This is a genomic window from Janthinobacterium kochi, from assembly GCF_051380715.1.
Classification (GTDB): domain Bacteria; phylum Pseudomonadota; class Gammaproteobacteria; order Burkholderiales; family Burkholderiaceae_D; genus Janthinobacterium.
This window is the reverse complement of the sequence record NZ_JBNYXO010000020.1, coordinates 44,235-60,895: the sequence shown is the minus strand read 5'-3', so window position 1 is coordinate 60,895 and position 16,661 is coordinate 44,235. Positions and strand designations below refer to the sequence as shown.

The following is a 16,661-nucleotide window of genomic DNA, read 5'->3' as shown; positions in this document are numbered from 1 at the left end:
CGATAACGTGTCGATCACCGTCAAGCTGATCAACCCGATCGCGATGGAAGAAGGCCTGCGCTTCGCTATCCGTGAAGGCGGTCGTACCGTCGGCGCCGGCGTGGTTGCAAAAATCCTCGCATAAGGAAATGTTATGCTTCCACCTGGGGCGTCCTGGGTGGTAGAATAGCACTCCTCGAAAGTTTTACGTAGGGACGTAGCTCAATTGGCAGAGCGTCGGTCTCCAAAACCGAAGGTTGGGGGTTCGATGCCCTCCGTCCCTGCCACCGTCAAGGTGCAGGGCACCGAAAGTAGAAAAATGTCAAATCAATCCGTGCAAACCGTTAGCACGTCGAGTGACAAGATAAAAGTCGCGCTGGCAATAGTGGCTGCGATTGCAGGAGTAGTCGGGTTTTATTACCTGGCAGGCCAACCAGCTCTGGTGCGTGCAAGCGCGCTTGTGGCTGGTTTGGTTATTGCTGTTGCGCTCTTGTATGTCTCGACGACCGGCCGTGAATTTCTCAATTTCGCCAAAGAAGCTGTGCGCGAAACCAAGAAAGTCGTTTGGCCTACCCGCAAAGAAGCCACGCAGATTACTGCGATCGTGTTTGCCTTTGTGCTGGTCATGGCGATTTTCCTGTGGGGCACGGATAAATTGCTCGAGTTTTTGTTGTATGACGTAATTCTGGGTTGGAAAAAATAATGAGCGAAAATGTGCATGATGAAGCGGCGGACGAGTCCGTTCCGGGCGACGCTCCGGTAGCGGATACTGGTGCAGCGCTGAGCGTGCCAGTGAGCAGCAAGCGCTGGTATGTCGTGCATGCTTATTCCGGCATGGAAAAAAGCGTCATGCGCGCACTGACCGAGCGCATCGAGCGCGCGGGCATGCAAGACCAGTTCGGCCAGATCCTGGTGCCGATCGAAGAAGTAGTCGAAGTCAAGAATGGCGTAAAGTCCGTCACCGAACGTCGTTTCTATCCTGGCTATGTGCTGGTTGAAATGGAAATGACGGACGAGAGTTGGCACTTGGTCAAGAATACCAGCAAGGTTACCGGCTTTATTGGTGGCAAGTCGAACAAGCCGACGCCGATCTCCGCGCGCGAAATCGATGGCATCATGAAGCAGATGCAAGAGGGTGTCGAGAAGCCCCGTCCAAAAACCTTGTACGAGGTGGGCGAGCAGGTACGCATCAAGGACGGTCCGTTCACCGATTTCAACGGCAATGTCGAAGAAGTCAATTACGAGAAATCCAAAGTGCGCGTCTCGGTCACCATCTTCGGCCGCGCTACTCCGGTAGAGCTCGAATTCGGCCAGGTCGAAAAAGTTTAAGCATTATCAAGCGCCACCAGGAGCGTCACGGCAGTCTCAGTGGAATCCGGTCAGAGGAGCCCCGCCAGGGTAGGATCGGCGGGGCGCTACTACTCAATCCAAGATAGGAGCCATCATGGCAAAGAAAATCATTGGTTTTATCAAGCTGCAAGTACCAGCTGGTAAAGCAAACCCATCCCCACCAATCGGTCCAGCTCTGGGTCAACGTGGTCTGAACATCATGGAATTCTGCAAAGCCTTCAATGCACAGACCCAAGGTCTGGAGCCAGGCATGCCGATTCCAGTCGTGATCACCGCATTTGCGGACAAGTCCTTCACGTTCGTGATGAAGACGCCTCCAGCAACCTACCTGATCAAAAAAGCTGCTGCGATCACCAAAGGTTCGCCGAAGCCACATACCGACAAAGTCGGTACGCTGACCCGCGCACAAGCTGAAGAAATCGCTAAATTGAAAACCCCTGATCTGACCGCTGCCGACATGGATGCTGCTGTACGCACCATCGCTGGTTCCGCTCGTTCGATTGGTATCACGGTGGAAGGTGTTGTATAATGGCTAAGTTATCCAAACGTATCAAGGCTTTGAAAGCCAAAGTCGACCGTACCAAAGTGTACGCTTTCGACAACGCTGTCGCGCTGATCAAAGAGTGCGCAACGGCCAAGTTCAATGAATCGATCGACGTATCGGTGCAACTGGGTGTTGATCCTAAGAAATCCGACCAAGTGGTGCGCGGCTCCGTCGTGCTGCCAGCTGGTACCGGCAAAACCGTACGCGTGGCAGTATTCGCGTCGGGCGAAAAAGCAGAAGCTGCTAAAGCAGCTGGCGCCGACATCGTTGGCATGGAAGACCTGGCTGAATCGATCAAAGCCGGTAACATGCCTTTCGATATCGTTATCGCTTCGCCAGATACCATGCGTATCGTTGGTACCCTGGGTCAGATCCTGGGCCCACGCGGCCTGATGCCTAACCCGAAAGTTGGTACTGTTACTGCTGACGTCGCTACCGCCGTGAAAAACGCGAAAGCCGGTCAAGTTCAGTACCGTACCGACAAATCCGGTATCATCCACGCTACCATCGGCCGTAAATCGTTCGCTGACGCAGATCTGAAATCGAATCTGGTCGCACTGATCGACGCACTGAACAAAGCCAAGCCAGCATCGAGCAAAGGCGTGTACCTGCGCAAAGTTTCGCTGTCGTCGACCATGGGCGCTGGCGTCCGTGTTGACCAGGCTAGCCTGGCAGCTTAAGTAAAGAATCAAGTCCTGTGGCGCCTTCGGGCGCTGCGGGCGCATCTTTGGGCTGTCTGTCCGGTGTTCGCATCAGGCAGGCAGACAATCAAAGACCGTTGGGCCGACTGTGATCGCACATGCAGAAGGTTAATAGGCTTGCCGGCAACGGCAAGTGCCCAACGCAGATGGTGTACCCGAACAAGTTTTGTAGTCCTCATGCTGCGTGAATCCATCCGCTCAGTTTAGTACTTCTTGACTTCGGACGCCGTGTTCGAACCGATGCAAGGCGCTCAACCACTCGGTTGTGATTGCCGAACATCATTTAAGGAGGTTGACCGTGAGTCTCAATCTGAATGACAAAAAGGCCGTCGTCGCCGAAGTTTCCGCACAAGTAGCAAATGCGCAAACGATCGTCGTGGCCGAATATCGTGGCATCCAGGTTGGTCACTTGACGCAACTGCGTGCTAAAGCGCGTGCCCAAGGCGTGTACCTGCGTGTGTTGAAAAACACTCTGGCTCGTCGCTCCGTTGAAGGTACCGCATTCGCCAGCCTGGCAGATGCCATGACCGGCCCGTTGATCTACTCGATCTCGGCCGATGCCGTTGCTGCAGCTAAAGTCATCGCTGACTTCGCTAAAACCAACGACAAACTGGTCATCAAAGCAGGTAACTACGCAGGCAAGCCGCTGGATACAGCTGCTGTCACCGCGTTGGCGAGCATTCCTAGCCGTGAAGTCCTCATTGCGCAGTTGTTGGGCGTTATGCTGGCTCCGGTTTCGGGCTTTGCACGTGGTCTGGCTGCCCTGGCAGCGAAAAAAGGCGAAGGCGCCGAAGCTCCTGCAGAAGCAGCAGCAGAAGAAGCCCCAGCAGCCGCTTAATTGCGTGCGCTTTTTTCTCTCAGTACCAATCTGATGTAACTAACGTAATAAATTTAGGAGTTTCAAAATGGCAATTAGCAAAGACGATATCCTGGAAGCAGTTAGCGCCATGTCCGTAATGGACCTGAACGACCTGGTTAAAGCATTCGAAGAAAAATTCGGCGTGTCCGCAGCAGCAATGGCTTCGGCCGGTCCTGCAGCAGGCCCAGCAGCAGCTGCTGAAGAACAAACCGAATTCAACGTCATCCTGGACAGCTTCGGCGCAAACAAAGTTGGCGTCATTAAAGCAGTTCGCGAAATCACCGGCCTGGGCTTGAAAGAAGCTAAAGACCTGGTCGATGGCGCACCAAAAACTGTGAAAGAAGCAGTGTCGAAAGCTGACGCTGAAGCAGCACAGAAGAAACTGGTAGAAGCCGGCGCAACCGCTTCGATCAAGTAATATCTGTACCGGCGGCAGTTAGCGCCCGAGTCAAAGTCTGAGGTTTCCCCTCGCAAGGGGGGAAATCCGACTTTGGCTCCTTTGTCGTCTGCATCGTATTTGTCATGTAGTTGTAGCAGCAGTTTTTATTCGATTCAAGCCGGAAAGCAGAGCCTTGAGGTTTCGTCTGTGTCACACGCAGCGGTGCAAACGAACACTTGCAAAACCTGAATTTTCTATCCTTTCTGTCACTCACGGAGTGTCCATGCACTACTCATTTACTGAGAAGAAACGCATTCGCAAATCATTCGCGAAGCGCGCCAACGTTCACCACGTTCCGTTCCTGCTGGCGACCCAGCTCGAGTCTTATCATAGCTTCTTGCAAGAGGACATAGCACCGTCCGGCCGCAAGAATGATGGCCTGCAGTCGGCTTTCACTTCGATTTTCCCTATCGTTTCGCACAATGGTTTTGCGCGTCTCGAATTCTTGTCGTACGTTCTGGGCGATCCTGCCTTTGACGTCAAAGAATGTCAACAACGTGGCCTGACGTTCGCGTCGCCGCTGCGCGCGAAAGTGCGCCTGGTGATCCTCGACAAGGAATCGCCAACCAAGCCTGTCGTCAAGGAAATGAAAGAACAGGAAGTCTACATGGGCGAATTGCCGCTCATGACGACCACCGGTTCGTTCGTGATCAACGGTACGGAGCGGGTTATCGTTTCCCAGCTGCACCGTTCGCCTGGCGTGTTCTTCGAGCACGACCGCGGCAAGACTCACTCGTCCGGTAAACTGCTGTTCTCCGCGCGTATCATTCCTTACCGCGGTTCGTGGCTGGACTTCGAGTTCGACCCGAAAGACATCCTGTTCTTCCGCGTCGACCGTCGCCGCAAGATGCCAGTGACGATCCTGCTCAAAGCCATCGGTATGTCGCACGAGCAAATCCTGGCCAATTTCTTTGTCTTCGACAATTTCAACCTGCGCTCCGAAGGCGCGGAAATGGAATTTGTCGCCGAACGTCTGCGCGGCGAAGTGGCGCGCTTTGACATCGTCGACAAGTCGGGCAAGACCCTGGTGCTGAAAGACAAGCGTATCAACGCCAAGCACGTGCGTGATATCGAAGCTGCCGGCATCAAGCACATTTCCGTACCGGAAGACTACCTGCTGGGCCGCGTATTGGCGAAGAACATCGTCGATGGCGACACCGGTGAAGTCGTCGCCTCCGCGAACGATGAGCTGACCGAAGACTTGCTGGGCCGCTTGCGCGATGCCAACATTTCCGAAATCCAGACCTTGTACACCAACGACCTGGATCAAGGCGCTTACATCTCGCAAACCCTGCGTATCGACGACACCGCCGACCAGATGGCTGCGAAAGTGGCGATCTACCGCATGATGCGTCCAGGCGAACCGCCAACGGAAGATTCCGTTGAAGCGCTGTTCAATGGTTTGTTCTACAACTCGGACCGCTACGACCTGTCGGCCGTGGGCCGCATGAAGTTCAATCGCCGCATTGGCCGCGATGAACTGACCGGCGCCATGACCCTGTCGAACGAAGACGTGCTGGCCGTGATCAAGATCCTGGTGGAACTGCGCAATGGTCGCGGCGAAGTCGACGATATCGATCACCTGGGTAATCGTCGCGTACGTTGCGTGGGCGAACTGGCCGAGAATCAATTCCGCGCCGGCCTGGTGCGTGTTGAGCGCGCCGTCAAGGAACGCCTCGGCCAAGCCGAAGCGGATAACCTGATGCCGCACGACCTGATCAACTCGAAGCCGATTTCGGCTGCGATTCGCGAGTTCTTCGGTTCGTCCCAGCTGTCGCAGTTTATGGACCAAACCAATCCTCTGTCGGAAATTACCCACAAGCGCCGTGTATCGGCTCTGGGACCCGGCGGTCTGACACGCGAACGCGCCGGCTTTGAAGTGCGCGACGTGCATCCGACCCACTACGGCCGCGTCTGCCCGATCGAGACACCGGAAGGTCCGAACATTGGTCTGATCAACTCGCTGGCTCTGTATGCCCGCCTGAATGAATACGGCTTCCTGGAAACCCCGTACCGCAAGGTCGAAGGCTCCAAGATCACCGACCAGATCGACTACCTGTCCGCCATCGAAGAAGGCCGTTACATCATCGCCCAGGCGAATGCGACCATCAGCGACGAAGGTACTTTGTCCGATGAACTGGTGTCGGCCCGTGAAGCTGGCGAAACCATCCTGGTTTCCCCGGAGCGCATCCAGTACATGGACGTGGCGCCGGGCCAGATCGTTTCCGTCGCTGCCTCGCTGATTCCGTTCCTCGAACACGATGATGCAAACCGTGCATTGATGGGCGCCAACATGCAACGCCAGGCTGTGCCTTGCTTGCGTCCTGAAAAAGCGCTGGTCGGTACCGGTATCGAACGTACCGTTGCGGTCGACTCGGGCACCACCGTGCAAGCTTTGCGTGGCGGTATCGTCGATTACATCGATGCGGGCCGTGTCGTGATTCGCGTCAACGATGACGAAGCCACCGCTGGTGAAGTGGGCGTCGACATCTACAACCTGATCAAGTACACGCGTTCGAACCAGAACACCAACATCAACCAGCGTCCTATCGTGCAAGTGGGCGACCGTGTTGCCAAGCGCGACGTGATCGCCGACGGCGCATCGACCGACCTGGGTGAATTGGCGCTGGGCCAGAACATGACCGTGGCCTTCATGCCATGGAATGGTCTGAACTTCGAAGATTCGATCCTGATCTCGGAAAACGTCGTCAAGGACGACCGCTACACCTCGATTCACATCGAAGAGTTGTCGGTTGTTGCCCGTGATACAAAACTGGGTGCGGAAGAAATTACGCGCGACATCTCGAACCTGGCTGAAAATCAGCTGGCACGTCTGGATGAGTCCGGTATCGTCTACATCGGCGCTGAAGTACAAGCCGGCGACACCCTGGTCGGTAAAGTGACGCCTAAAGGCGAAACCCAGCTGACCCCGGAAGAGAAGCTGCTGCGCGCGATTTTCGGCGAAAAAGCTTCGGACGTGAAAGATACCTCGCTGCGCGTGCCTTCGGGCATGATCGGTACCGTGATCGACGTGCAAGTCTTCACCCGTGAAGGCATCGTGCGCGACAAGCGTGCCCAGCAAATTATCGATGACGAACTGAAACGCTTCCGTCTGGATCTGAACGATCAGATGCGTATCGTTGAAGGCGATGCCTTCCAGCGTCTGGAAAAAATGCTGATCGGTAAAGTTGTCAACGGCGGCCCTAAAAAGCTGGCCAAAGGCGCCAAGATCACCAAGGATTACCTGGCCGATCTGGACAAATACCACTGGTTCGACATCCGCCCTGCGGACGACGATGCAGCGGTAGCGCTCGAAGCGATCAAGGAATCGATCAACGAGAAGCGTCACCAGTTCGATCTGGCCTTCGAAGAGAAGCGCAAGAAATTGACGCAAGGCGATGAGCTGCAACCAGGCGTGCAAAAAATGGTCAAGGTGTACCTGGCCGTGAAACGCCGCCTGCAGTCGGGCGACAAGATGGCAGGTCGCCACGGTAACAAGGGTGTGGTTTCCCGTATTGTTCCTGTGGAAGACATGCCATACATGGCCGACGGCACGCCAGCCGACGTCGTGCTGAACCCGTTGGGCGTTCCTTCGCGGATGAACGTTGGTCAGATTCTCGAGACTCACTTGGGCTGGGCTGCCAAGGGTCTGGGTATCCGCATCGGCGAAATGCTGAAGGCGCAAACCAAGGTCGAGCAAGTGCGCAAGTACCTGACGACGATCTACAACGACAACGGCCGCGCGGAAGATCTGGACAAGTTTGATGATGAAGAGATCATGAAACTGGCCGAAAACCTGAAAAAAGGTGTTCCATTCGCCACGCCAGTGTTTGACGGCGCGAACGAAGAAGAGATCCGCCGCATGCTGGACCTGGCGTATCCGGACGACATCGCCAAGAACCTGGGCATGACCGCGTCGAAAAACCAGGTGACCATGTATGACGGTCGCACCGGTGAAGCGTTCGAGCGCAAGGTTACTGTCGGCGTCATGCACATGCTGAAACTGCATCACTTGGTCGATGACAAGATGCATGCGCGTTCGACCGGTCCTTACTCGCTGGTAACGCAGCAGCCGCTGGGTGGTAAGGCCCAGTTCGGTGGTCAGCGTTTCGGTGAGATGGAAGTCTGGGCACTGGAAGCGTATGGCGCGTCGTATGTCTTGCAAGAGATGTTGACCGTCAAGTCCGATGACGTGAATGGCCGTACCAAAGTGTACGAAAACCTGGTCAAGGGCGACCACGTGATCGACGCCGGCATGCCGGAATCGTTCAACGTGCTGGTCAAGGAAATCCGTTCGCTGGGTATCGATATCGACCTCGAACGCAACTAAAAGACAGCCACCTGTCATTTGGTTTGGGAAACACAAAGCCCGGCTGGGAAACCACGCCGGGCAATGTAGTCTCAGGAATATAGAAATTTAATCACCTCTGGAGTGATACATGAAAGCACTGCTCGATCTATTCAAGCAAGTACAGACCAACGAGACCTTCGATGCAATCAAGATCGGTCTCGCTTCGCCTGAGAAAATCCGTTCGTGGTCCTACGGCGAAGTCAAGAAGCCGGAAACCATCAACTACCGTACCTTCAAGCCTGAGCGCGATGGCCTGTTCTGCGCCAAGATCTTTGGCCCGATCAAGGATTACGAATGCCTGTGCGGCAAATACAAGCGCCTGAAACACCGCGGCGTGATCTGCGAAAAGTGCGGCGTCGAAGTCACGCTGGCCAAGGTGCGCCGCGAGCGCATGGGCCACATCGAACTGGCCTCGCCTACCGCGCACATCTGGTTCCTGAAATCGCTGCCGTCGCGTCTGGGCATGGTCCTGGACATGACCCTGCGGGACATCGAACGCGTGCTGTACTTTGAAGCATACGTCGTGACCGATCCAGGCATGACCCCGCTGAAGAAGTGCCAGATCATGTCGGAAGACGACTACGCCGCCAAGTACGAAGAGTACGGCGACGACTTCACCGCCTTCATGGGCGCCGAAGGTATCCGTGAACTGCTGCGCTCGATCGACATCCACCGCGATGCCGAAACCCTGCGCGTGGAACTGAAGGAATCGAAATCCGAAGCCAAGATCAAGAAATACGCCAAACGCCTTAAGGTGTTAGAGGCGTTCCAACGTTCAGGCATCAAGCCTGACTGGATGATCATGGAAGTGCTGCCAGTGCTGCCGCCGGAACTGCGTCCGCTGGTACCGCTCGATGGTGGCCGTTTCGCGACCTCGGATCTGAACGATCTGTATCGCCGCGTCATCAACCGTAACAACCGTCTGAAACGCCTGATGGAGCTGCGCGCTCCAGAGATCATCACGCGCAACGAAAAGCGCATGCTGCAAGAAGCGGTCGATTCGCTGCTGGACAATGGCCGTCGCGGCAAAGCGATGACCGGCGCCAACAAGCGTCCGCTGAAGTCCTTGGCCGAGATGATCAAGGGCAAGGGCGGCCGTTTCCGTCAAAACTTGCTGGGCAAACGCGTCGATTACTCCGGTCGTTCGGTCATCGTCGTGGGCCCGCAATTGAAACTGCATCAGTGCGGCTTGCCGAAACTGATGGCGCTGGAACTGTTCAAACCATTCATTTTCAATAAACTGGAACTGATGGGTCTGGCGACCACAATCAAGGCAGCGAAAAAGCTGGTCGAGATTCAAGAGCCGGTCGTGTGGGACATCCTGGAAGACGTGATCCGTGAACATCCGATCATGTTGAACCGCGCACCGACGCTGCACCGTCTGGGTATCCAGGCGTTCGAGCCAGTCCTGATTGAAGGCAAGGCCATCCAGTTGCACCCACTCGTCTGCGCGGCATTCAATGCCGACTTTGACGGTGACCAAATGGCGGTCCACGTTCCTCTGTCGATCGAAGCGCAGATGGAAGCACGCACCCTGATGCTGGCATCGAACAACATCCTGTTCCCATCGAACGGCGAACCGTCGATCGTGCCGTCGCAGGATATCGTGCTGGGTCTGTACTACGCGACGCGCGAAGCGATCAATGCGAAGAACGAAGGGATGATGTTCCCTGACGTCTCGGAAGTGATCCGCGCCTACGACAACAAGGAAGTCGAACTGACGACCCGCGTTACCGTGCGTATTACCGAATACCCGAAAAACGCCGAAACGGGCGAATTCGAGAAAACGGTAACGCGTTACGAAACGACGATCGGCCGTGCGATCCTGTCGGAAATTCTGCCTAAAGGCTTGCCGTTCTCCGTCCTGAACCGCGCGCTGAAAAAGAAAGAAATTTCCAAGCTGATCAACACGTCGTTCCGCAAGTGCGGCCTGCGCGCCACCGTGGTGTTCGCAGATAAACTGATGCAATCGGGTTTCCGCCTGGCGACACGCGCCGGTATCTCGATCTGCGTCGACGACATGCTGGTACCGCCGCAAAAAGTCACCCTGATCGCGGCGGCCGAATCGGAAGTCAAGCAGATCGAACAGCAATACGCCTCGGGTCTCGTGACCGCCGGCGAGCGTTACAACAAGGTAGTCGATATCTGGGGCAAAACCTCGGATGAAGTCGGCAAGGCCATGATGGACCAGCTCAAAGTTGAAGACGTGATCCGCCGCGACGGCACCAAGTCGACGCAAGAATCGTTCAACGCCATTTACATGATGGCCGACTCCGGCGCGCGCGGTTCCGCAGCCCAGATTCGTCAGTTGGCCGGTATGCGTGGTCTGATGGCCAAACCGGATGGCTCGATTATCGAAACGCCGATTACCGCGAACTTCCGCGAAGGTCTGAACGTTTTGCAGTACTTCATTTCGACCCACGGTGCGCGTAAAGGTCTGGCCGATACGGCGCTGAAAACGGCTAACTCCGGTTACCTGACGCGTCGTCTGGTCGACGTGACGCAAGATCTGGTCGTCATCGAAGACGATTGCGGCACCATGAACGGCGCGCTGATGAAGGCGCTGGTCGAAGGTGGTGAAGTCATCGAAGCGCTGCGCGACCGTATCCTCGGCCGCGTTACCGTGCACGATGTCGTCAATCCTGAAACCCAGGAAACGCTGTACGAAGCCGGTTCGCTGCTGGACGAAGACATGGTCGAAGAGATCGAGCGTCTGTCCATCGATGAAGTCAAGGTGCGTACGCCACTGACTTGCGACACGCGCTTCGGCCTGTGCGCCAAGTGCTATGGCCGCGATCTGGGCCGCGGCATGCTGGTCAACGCCGGCGAAGCCGTCGGTGTGGTGGCAGCGCAGTCGATTGGTGAACCTGGTACCCAGCTGACCATGCGTACGTTCCACATTGGTGGTGCGGCATCGCGTGCAGCAGTGGCCTCGTCGGTGGAAGCCAAGTCGAACGGTACCATCCGCTTCACGGCAACCATGCGTTACGTGACGAACGGCAAGGGCTCGCAAATCGTCATTTCCCGTTCCGGCGAAGTGCTGATCACCGACGACCATGGCCGTGAGCGTGAACGTCATAAAGTGCCGTACGGCGCGACCCTGATCGTCAAGGACGGCATGGTCATCAAGGCCGGTACGGCCCTGGCAACGTGGGATCCGCTGACCCGTCCGATCATTACCGAATACGCCGGTCAAGTGCGTTTCGAGAACGTCGAAGAAGGCGTCACCGTCGCCCGTCAGGTCGACGAAGTGACCGGTTTGTCCACTCTGGTGGCGATCGATGCGAAACGTCGCGGTTCGCTGACCAAGACCCTGCGTCCGCAAGTCAAGCTGATCAATGACGCGAACGAAGAAGTCAAGATCGCCGGCACCGAACACTCGGTGGCGATCGGCTTCCAGGTCGGCGCGCTGATCATGGTGAAAGACGGTCAACAGGTATCGGTCGGTGAAGTGCTGGCACGTATTCCTACCGAATCGCAAAAAACGCGCGATATTACCGGTGGTCTGCCACGCGTTGCGGAACTGTTCGAAGCGCGCTCGCCGAAAGATGCCGGTATGCTGGCGGAAGTCACGGGTACGGTTGCGTTCGGTAAAGAAACCAAGGGCAAGCAGCGTCTGGAAATCACGGACATGGACGGCAACAAGCATGAGTTCTTGATCACCAAGGACAAACAAGTGCTGGTGCATGACGGCCAAGTCGTGAACAAGGGCGAGATGATCGTGGACGGCCCGGCCGATCCGCAAGACATCCTGCGCCTGCTGGGTATCGAAGCGCTGGCACGTTACATCGTTGACGAAGTGCAAGACGTGTATCGTCTGCAAGGCGTGAAGATCAATGACAAGCACATCGAAGTGATCGTGCGTCAGATGCTGCGCCGCGTGCAGATCGTCAATGCCGGCGATACCAACTACATCGTTGGCGAGCAGGTAGAGCGTTCGGAACTGCTGGATCAGAACGACCTGATGGAAGCCGGAAACAAAATTCCTGCGACCTACGAAAACGTTCTGCTGGGTATTACCAAGGCTTCCTTGTCGACCGATTCGTTCATCTCGGCCGCATCGTTCCAGGAAACCACCCGCGTGCTGACGGAAGCGGCGATCATGGGCAAGCGCGATGGTCTGCGCGGCCTGAAAGAGAACGTCATCGTCGGCCGCCTGATTCCTGGTGGTACGGGTCTGGCCTTCCACCGCGCACGCAAAGAAAAAGAAGCGTGGGAAGTGGAAGAGCGTCAAGCACTGCTGCTGGCCGAGAAAGCCTCGATGGCCGGCGAAGCTGCCGAAGCGCTGCAGGATATCGAAACCCAGCAACACCACGGCGACGAAGCGTAATCTACGCTGCCAGCTGACAAGAACGGCACCTTCGGGTGCCGTTTTTTTACGCCTGTGCGCTTCTTCAAAACATGCGTATAAATCAGCGTGGAGTGGGGAAAATCACGCTGGTCCATGCATATCCAGCCGTATCACCATTGCAAAACGTGATTTATCCACTGCATTAAAAGGAACGCCACTTCGGCTATTGCTGATTCACGCCTGTCATGTTGTATTCGCAGTATGGATCAATGGAAGACGAACGATGCGTTGGGAGTCTTGCCAAGTCTTACTGTTATTCATGGCCGCCATTAACAATTAAATCGATACGTCTCCATGCATCCTGTTTGCATATCAATATGGCGAGTGACTGTTGCATCGGGAATACTTGAATTGATAGGCTAAACCCCTGGTGATGCAGTTGGCGCAAGACTGGCGGATGTGGCGGACTGGGACATCTGGTCGTCGCGCGCATGAATCTGAAGTGAGCGCTCACAAGGATGCTGGACTGCCGACTGTCCGCGATGGTGTCATCACCACGTCGCTGCACATGTGTTTGCTCAACTGCTTGTGACGACGCATCGCCGCGTTGTTGTGCCGTCACGCACTATTGCCCCGCCACGCCAGTTTCCAGTTCATTCATGCTAAGATTTGGCGCATGATTGCCCAAGCCCTGTTTACTCCAGCCCAGCAGAAACTGCTGGGCTTGCTCTTTGTCCGCGTGAATGAAGGCTTTCACTTGAACGAGATCATGCGCCTGACGGGCCTGGGCAGCGCGTCGGCGCAGCGGGAACTGCGGCGCCTGCATGATTCCGGATTGATCACATCGGAGCGGATCGGCAATGTGCGGCGCTTTTGGCCCAACAAGGAAAGCCTCGTATATCCCGAGCTGAGCGGACTGGTGCAGAAAACCTTCGGCATCGTCGGCGTGCTCAGCGCGACCCTGGCGCCCTTGCGTGCCCAGCTGCACCTGGCATTCGTGTCTGGTGCCACGGCGAAGGGACAGGACATGCCTGGCAGCGCCATCGATTTGCTGCTGGTGGGTGAGGAAGCCAATTATGGCGATCTGTTGACGGGATTAGCCCCGGCCGAGCGAACCTTGCGGCGTAAAATCAATCCCAACTTATATACGCTGGCCGATTATCGCCGGCGTCTGCGTGAAGGCCAGCCATTTCTGCTGCAGGTATTACAGCAGCCGAAGTTGTTTGTCATCGGCGATGAATCGCTATTGCAAGCGCTGGCATTGCCAGATTCTTCCTTGCAAGCGAATGACACGCCATCTGTATTCTAAAGGCCGGGCCTGGCATTCAATTTCTGATGTATGAAATTGTTGGCTAGAAAAATATCTGAGGCGGATTGATCGTATGATGAATAAACTACAGGCTTTCGGTTTAATTGTTTCCCAGGCAGTGCGCGGAGAATTAAGTTTCCCCACGAGTGTTAATTCCGCGCTGCAATTGCAATTGGCTTTGGCTGAGCCGGATTGCCATATCGACCATGCGATCAAGCTGGTATTGGCCGAACCCTTGCTGGCGGCGCGCACGGTCGCGCTGGCCAACTCGGCCGTGTACAGCCGCGGCGATGCGGCGCCCGTGACCAGCGTGCGCGCCGCCGTCATGCGCATGGGTTATCGCAATTTGTATGCGCTGGTGGCAGCCATGGTGGTGCGCCAGTTCGGCAGCAAGATCATCGACCCCGTCCTGCGCCAGAAGGCGACACAGCTGTGGGAGCATACGGCGCACGTGGCGGCGTTGGCGCACGTGCTAGCCCGCCGCGTCACGCACGTTGATGCCGACACGGCGCTGTTCGCCGGTATCGTGCATGAGGTGGGCGGTTTTTATTTGTTGTCGCGCGCCGATGAATTTCCCGGCCTGCTCGACGACGATGCGGATCACTGGATGGAGTCCGCCGAAGAAATCATTTCCCGCGAAGTCATGAAGAAACTGCTGATCCCGCTGGCCGTGAGTGTCGCCATCGAAGGCTTGCGCGATGGCTTGCTGTCGATCCCGCCCGACTCCCTGCTCGACACCTTATTGTTGGCCAAGCAACTATCGCCCGTGCCATCGCCGTTGCAAGTGACGTATGTGGAAATGCTCACGCCCTCTGATTCCGTCATCGATTTCATTATCGATAACGAAACCCTGCAAAGCATCCTGGCCGAGTCAAACGAGGAAGTGCGGTCGATGAGTGCGGCGCTGCTGGTGTAGCCGAAAACGCACCCGGCGAAAAGAACGGCAGCGCCATCGAGGTGCTGCCGTTTTGCTTTCAGGCGCTGCGTTTTACTGTTGCTGCGCGATCCACAGGTCGACCTTGGCTTCCAGCAGTTTCAGGGGCAGGGTACCGTCGCTGAGCACTACCTCATGGAACTTCGGCAGGCTGAACTTGTCGCCCAAGGCTCGCTGCGCACGCTGGCGCAGTTCGACGATCTTCAGCGAACCGATCTTGTAGCCCAGCGCCTGGCCCGGCCAGGCCATGTAGCGTTCCGTTTCGCTTTTTGCCACGGCGTCATAGCCGAGGGTGTCGCGCATGTACTTGATCGTCTGCTCGCGCGTCCAGCCCTTGGTGTGCAGTCCCGTATCGACCACCAGGCGCACGGCGCGCAGCATCTCGTCGTTCAAGTGGCCGAAATACTGGGCTGTATCGTCGAACAGGCCCATTTCCTTGCCCAGGGTTTCCGCATACAGGGCCCAGCCTTCCGTGAAGGCATTGTTGCCGCCGAAACGGCGGAAGTTCGGCAAGTCCATCTCTTGCACCAGCGCCAGGTGAAAATGGTGGCCAGGCTTGCCTTCGTGCAAGAACAAGGTGGTCATGCCCGTGTCGCCATACAGTTTCGGATCGGTGACGACGGACCAGAACACGCCAGGGCGCGAACCGTCGGCGGCCGGCGCCGTGTAGTGGTCGGCGGCCGTGTCGCGGCTCAGTTCAGGTTCCAGGCGCAAGTCCAGCGGCGCCTTCGGCATCAGGGTGAACAGGGCGGGCAATTTACTGTCCAGCAGCACGTTCAGCTTGCGGTAGACGTCGAGCACTTCCTGTTCCGTCTTGAACGGGCGGTATTTCGCCTGTTCCGAGACCCATACGGGCAAGCCGGCGGCCGGGCCGTTGTAGCCCATCTTCGGACCGATGACCGCGTACTGTTCCTGGATGCGCGCCACTTCCTTCAAGCCGATGGCGTGGATTTGCTCCGGCTTCAAGTCCGTGGTGGTGCTGCTGGCCACGCGCGCCTGGTACCAGGCAGCGCCATCGGGCAGGGTGCTCCAGCCGCTGCTCGTGCGGCCGGCCGGCAGGTAATCGCTTTCCATGAAGGTGGACAGGCGCTGCAGCGCGGGCATCAGCTTGGCCTCGATGATGACGGTGTAGGTTTGCGTCAGGCGCGCCTTGTCCGCGTCGGAAAAACTGGCCGGCAAGTTCTTGATGGGTGTGTAGTAAACGCTGTCTTGCGGCGTGGCGCTGACGAGCTTTTTGAATTGCGGCAGGGCCGATTCCGTCAGCGCCTTCGGCAGCACGATGCCCTTTTGCATGCCGAGTTTCATGTTGGCGATGGCCTGGTCTATCCAGCCCGGCAGCTGGCTGATACGGCTCAGGTAGGCGTCGTACTCCTTGACCGTGGTCAGCGGTTGCGATGCCTCGCCCCCCGCATAATTGGCCAGGGTGACGGGCATGCTGTCCATCTGGTTCAGTGGCAGCAGGTATTCGGGGAAGCGCTCGAAGCTCAGTGCCGCGGTCAGTTCATAGTCGAGAATATCGTAGTTGATCTGGTCCTGGTGCGACAGGCGCGCGCGGCCAATGCTGCGCAGGGTCTTCTGGAACTGGCGGTACAGGGCGAACTGTTTTGCGCGCGCGGCCGGCACGATGGCTGAACCGAGCTGGTCGTCAAAACGATTGTCGCCGCTCTCGGTGGCATTGATCGGCTCGAAACGGGCCAGCGCATCGTAGTACTGATCGGCCACGACCTGCAATCGCTGCTTGGCTTGCGGCGCGCTGACGGCCACGCTTTTGGCTGCGGGCTGGGCCGCTTGGGCCATGGGCGCGTGGGCGAGTAACAGGGAGATAGCCAGGGTGCCGAGGGTGCCGGCGGCAAAACGATGCTTCATGCGCGATGTCCTTTGTAAGGAGGGAAATGAACGGAGGC

General features: G+C 56.8%; 12 protein-coding genes and 1 tRNA gene. 12 read left to right on the top strand and 1 reads right to left on the bottom strand.

Annotated features, from left to right (window positions below; all coding sequences use genetic code 11):
• The 12 genes from ACQ4WL_RS26195 to ACQ4WL_RS26140 all read left to right on the top strand — a co-directional run.
• Positions 1-124: EF-Tu C-terminal domain-related protein (locus tag ACQ4WL_RS26195; protein ID WP_488168238.1), on the top strand; the 124-nt coding region annotated here is incomplete at its 5' end.
• A 66-nt stretch (positions 125-190) separates the two neighbouring features.
• Positions 191-266 (top strand) — tRNA-Trp (locus ACQ4WL_RS26190).
• Between the two features lie 32 nt (positions 267-298).
• Positions 299-682: a preprotein translocase subunit SecE gene (secE, locus tag ACQ4WL_RS26185; protein ID WP_010394308.1), complete on the top strand. Its 384-nt coding sequence runs from the start codon at positions 299-301 to the stop codon at positions 680-682.
• Positions 682-1,308 carry a transcription termination/antitermination protein NusG gene (nusG, locus tag ACQ4WL_RS26180; RefSeq protein ID WP_034753130.1) on the top strand — a complete coding sequence of 209 codons (627 nt, stop codon included), beginning with the start codon at positions 682-684 and terminating at the stop codon, positions 1,306-1,308. Before secE ends, nusG begins: the two co-directional genes overlap by 1 nt.
• A gap of 115 nt (positions 1,309-1,423) precedes the next feature.
• Positions 1,424-1,858 carry a 50S ribosomal protein L11 gene (rplK, locus tag ACQ4WL_RS26175; protein ID WP_034753131.1) on the top strand — a complete coding sequence of 145 codons (435 nt, stop codon included), beginning with the start codon at positions 1,424-1,426 and terminating at the stop codon, positions 1,856-1,858.
• Complete coding sequence (gene rplA / locus ACQ4WL_RS26170) at positions 1,858-2,553, top strand: 50S ribosomal protein L1 (protein WP_426074938.1); 696 nt, start codon at positions 1,858-1,860, stop codon at positions 2,551-2,553. Before rplK ends, rplA begins: the two co-directional genes overlap by 1 nt.
• Positions 2,554-2,872: 319 nt before the next feature.
• Positions 2,873-3,412 (top strand): 50S ribosomal protein L10, encoded by a 540-nt coding sequence (gene rplJ, locus ACQ4WL_RS26165; RefSeq protein WP_141171436.1) that lies wholly within the window; start codon positions 2,873-2,875, stop codon positions 3,410-3,412.
• Between the two features lie 67 nt (positions 3,413-3,479).
• Positions 3,480-3,851, top strand: coding sequence for a 50S ribosomal protein L7/L12 (gene rplL / locus ACQ4WL_RS26160; RefSeq protein WP_010394320.1), 372 nt, complete (start codon positions 3,480-3,482; stop codon positions 3,849-3,851).
• A gap of 244 nt (positions 3,852-4,095) precedes the next feature.
• Positions 4,096-8,202, top strand: a complete 4,107-nt coding sequence (gene rpoB, locus ACQ4WL_RS26155) for a DNA-directed RNA polymerase subunit beta (RefSeq protein WP_436512459.1) — start codon at positions 4,096-4,098, stop codon at positions 8,200-8,202.
• A gap of 109 nt (positions 8,203-8,311) precedes the next feature.
• Positions 8,312-12,553: a DNA-directed RNA polymerase subunit beta' gene (rpoC, locus tag ACQ4WL_RS26150; protein WP_426074940.1), complete on the top strand. Its 4,242-nt coding sequence runs from the start codon at positions 8,312-8,314 to the stop codon at positions 12,551-12,553.
• Between the two features lie 637 nt (positions 12,554-13,190).
• Positions 13,191-13,823 carry an ArsR family transcriptional regulator gene (locus ACQ4WL_RS26145; RefSeq protein ID WP_436512457.1) on the top strand — a complete coding sequence of 211 codons (633 nt, stop codon included), beginning with the start codon at positions 13,191-13,193 and terminating at the stop codon, positions 13,821-13,823.
• Positions 13,824-13,899: 76 nt separating this feature from the next.
• The gene (locus ACQ4WL_RS26140; protein WP_436512465.1) at positions 13,900-14,739 is read left to right on the top strand and encodes an HDOD domain-containing protein; all 840 of its coding nucleotides are present in this window, start codon (positions 13,900-13,902) and stop codon (positions 14,737-14,739) included.
• 72 nt (positions 14,740-14,811) lie between these two features.
• On the opposite strand, the gene ACQ4WL_RS26135 is transcribed toward ACQ4WL_RS26140, so the two are convergent.
• Positions 14,812-16,623, bottom strand: coding sequence for a DUF885 domain-containing protein (locus tag ACQ4WL_RS26135; protein WP_436512455.1), 1,812 nt, complete (start codon positions 16,621-16,623; stop codon positions 14,812-14,814).
• Positions 16,624-16,661 lie beyond the last annotated feature (38 nt).

Bases quoted from the DNA above. Each gene is read 5' to 3' on its own strand.
- ACQ4WL_RS26145 (WP_436512457.1), top strand. From the start codon at position 13,191: ATGATTGCCCAAGCCCTGTTTACTCCAGCCCAGCAGAAACTGCTGGGC.
- rpoB (WP_436512459.1), top strand. From the start codon at position 4,096: ATGCACTACTCATTTACTGAGAAGAAACGCATTCGCAAATCATTCGCG.
- secE (WP_010394308.1), top strand. From the start codon at position 299: ATGTCAAATCAATCCGTGCAAACCGTTAGCACGTCGAGTGACAAGATA.
- rplL (WP_010394320.1), top strand. From the start codon at position 3,480: ATGGCAATTAGCAAAGACGATATCCTGGAAGCAGTTAGCGCCATGTCC.
- ACQ4WL_RS26135 (WP_436512455.1), bottom strand. From the start codon at position 16,623: ATGAAGCATCGTTTTGCCGCCGGCACCCTCGGCACCCTGGCTATCTCC.
- rpoC (WP_426074940.1), top strand. From the start codon at position 8,312: ATGAAAGCACTGCTCGATCTATTCAAGCAAGTACAGACCAACGAGACC.
- rplK (WP_034753131.1), top strand. From the start codon at position 1,424: ATGGCAAAGAAAATCATTGGTTTTATCAAGCTGCAAGTACCAGCTGGT.
- rplA (WP_426074938.1), top strand. From the start codon at position 1,858: ATGGCTAAGTTATCCAAACGTATCAAGGCTTTGAAAGCCAAAGTCGAC.
- ACQ4WL_RS26140 (WP_436512465.1), top strand. From the start codon at position 13,900: ATGAATAAACTACAGGCTTTCGGTTTAATTGTTTCCCAGGCAGTGCGC.
- nusG (WP_034753130.1), top strand. From the start codon at position 682: ATGAGCGAAAATGTGCATGATGAAGCGGCGGACGAGTCCGTTCCGGGC.